2 protein-coding genes and 1 pseudogene are annotated in these 2,097 nt (G+C 56.8%); all 3 read right to left on the bottom strand.

Annotation, left to right across the window (positions count from 1 at the left end; all coding sequences use genetic code 11):
- Positions 1 to 478, bottom strand: a 478-nt coding sequence (locus tag EN935_RS32880; protein ID WP_127224618.1) for a cation:dicarboxylase symporter family transporter, incomplete at its 3' end; no start/stop codon positions are given.
- A gap of 389 nt (positions 479 to 867) precedes the next feature.
- Positions 868 to 1,629 (bottom strand): sulfotransferase domain-containing protein, encoded by a 762-nt coding sequence (locus tag EN935_RS32875; RefSeq protein ID WP_063169397.1) that lies wholly within the window; start codon positions 1,627 to 1,629, stop codon positions 868 to 870.
- A gap of 283 nt (positions 1,630 to 1,912) precedes the next feature.
- Positions 1,913 to 2,097: pseudogene (locus tag EN935_RS32870) on the bottom strand (nodulation protein NodJ); the annotation flags it as partial.

Here is a 2,097-nt window from a genome sequence, read left to right as displayed (position 1 = left end):
CTTCCGCGAAGGCACTGGCAATCGTTGACGGGATGATGTTCATCAGGAAGCTGGTCACGGACTGCTCGTGAGCCGTGGCCACATAGCCCTTAACGGCTTGGACATCGAGCGAGGCCGGATCGATGTTGAGGCCGGCGCCAGGTTGAACGATATTCGCGACAATCAGTCCGACAACGAGTGCAAGTGTCGAGAAGGTGAGGAAATAAACCATCGCCTTGGCGGCAACTCGGCCGACCTTCTGCAGATCGCTCATGCCGGCAATGCCGGTCGCAATTGTCAGGAAGATGACAGGTGCGATAATCATCTTGACGACTTTGATGAAGGCATCGCCGAGCGGCTTCAGGCTCTGGCCGGTTTCCGGATAGAGGTAGCCAATTGCGGCTCCCAGGACTATGGCGGCAAGCACCTGCACGTAGGTCCGGGCAAAATGGGGCTTGCGGGGCGCTGCGATCGCGCGGGGGACTCTTGGAACCAACACCGTTTCTCTCTCCCTGACCGGATCGGGGTGGGGGCTCCTCCTTCTCCCATGCTGCGCTCCGGTCGAGCGCTGCTGTCATCTCGGAGCAAGCGCCGTGCCAACTGGAGGCCTGTCCCGTCCAGCGAGATTGGTGCGGGTTGCGCACTGGAACCCTCCACCTTTGCCGGAATTTGCACTCAAGGCTCGCCAAAGATCGCGTCTGAAGAAGTGCTTCGCCAGAGAGGGAATTGACCAGGTCGCCTTGCGGCCGTGTCTTTGATGTCTGCCGCAGATCGACTGCCGGCCGATATCTCTGTCGTCTTGGTGACTTTGGTTTGTCAGTTTTGCGACGGAATGCGCGCAAACTGCAGGATATCCTACACGCCCATCAGAGCACGCGGTACAAGCGATTAAGCGTAGGAGCGCATTGAATCTCCGAGGTCAAAAAATCTTGAATAAGGTCCCCGTGCGAAGTGAATCCGCAACTCGTCAAAGTTCTCCACCGTTTGATCCAGCGGTCGCGTTTCCTGGCGCTGCAGGATGGCGTTATCTGATGGCTCAAGCGCTGGAACGCCCAGGAAATCCCAAACCGCTCCCAGGCATTGGGCAGGTTCGTGAAGTAGGCTCTCGTATTCCATTACAAGCAGGTTGGTCGACGTGAAGGAGTCCATAACGCGAGCGTGAAAATCGTCGGCGGCTTTGAAATAAGCCTCACAGTCGGCGATTGACAACCTGACGCTCGGTGGCCGAGCGGTATCGTTGTCCCAGCTGAACTTCAGCCAGTGACCGCTTTCCCTGGCCTGCACAAAGGATCGGAGCGATTCCAATACGTTTCGGCGAACAACAAGGATGACCTTGAGTGCTGGCCAACGAGCCAGTTCCGCAAAGAATGCGGGACGCTCGCGAAACTGAGGTTCATTGATCTTGCATCCAAGATGCGTCACATTCTTGTAGTCGCGCATAGGGCAGCGCACATAGGCAAGCTCAAGAAGCTCGCGATCCGTGCCTAGCAGGCGATCAGTGCTGGGCCAATTGGGATCATATTCGTTTAGCAACTCACCGTTACTCAAAACGGTCGGATGCTCGTTTAGCAATTCTTCTAAATAGTGTGTTCCGGTCCTTGGCATAGCAAGGATCACAAAAGGCTCAAGAGTTGCTTCGTTGTGGGTCATTGCATGTGTATCCAACTAAATAATGGCCGCGACGGTCTGTGGACGCGCACAAGAAGCTTGGCTGCTATCGATTGAACGCTCCGGGTGGGTCCGCGCCTCACCATCCAGCCTGTTCTTCGAGGTGTGGTCGCGAAGCTGGGCGGGTGCCTGCAGCGGCTGGGTGGCGCCCGGCTTCGGCGTTGTACCACTCGCGATTCCTAGCATACGCATGCCTCCGGGCCGCTGTGGGCAGTTTGCATCCGGCATTGCGGACCTCCTTCTGGTTAATGGGTGTAAGCAAGCGTCAACGCATTAGTCGTCGATGAAACAGTCCAGCCGACAGAAAAAAAGGCAATACAGCGAACATGCAAAGTGCGCCTATATGCAGCCCTACATTGTCGCCCAGGCGGCCGAGCATCACCGGACGGATTAGCTCGATAGAATTCGCCAGGGGCGAGAAGGCCGCAATCTGCTGAAACACTCCTGGCA

The sequence above is a fragment of the Mesorhizobium sp. M7D.F.Ca.US.004.03.1.1 genome (assembly GCF_003998635.1).
GTDB classification, from domain to species: domain Bacteria; phylum Pseudomonadota; class Alphaproteobacteria; order Rhizobiales; family Rhizobiaceae; genus Mesorhizobium; species Mesorhizobium loti.
Note: the sequence above shows the minus strand (reverse complement) of the source record. Positions and strands in the feature narration are given on the sequence as shown.

What these genes read in the sequence shown, in the direction of transcription:
- EN935_RS32875 (WP_063169397.1), bottom strand. Translation starts at nt 1,629, where the DNA reads ATGACCCACAACGAAGCAACTCTTGAGCCTTTTGTGATCCTTGCTATG.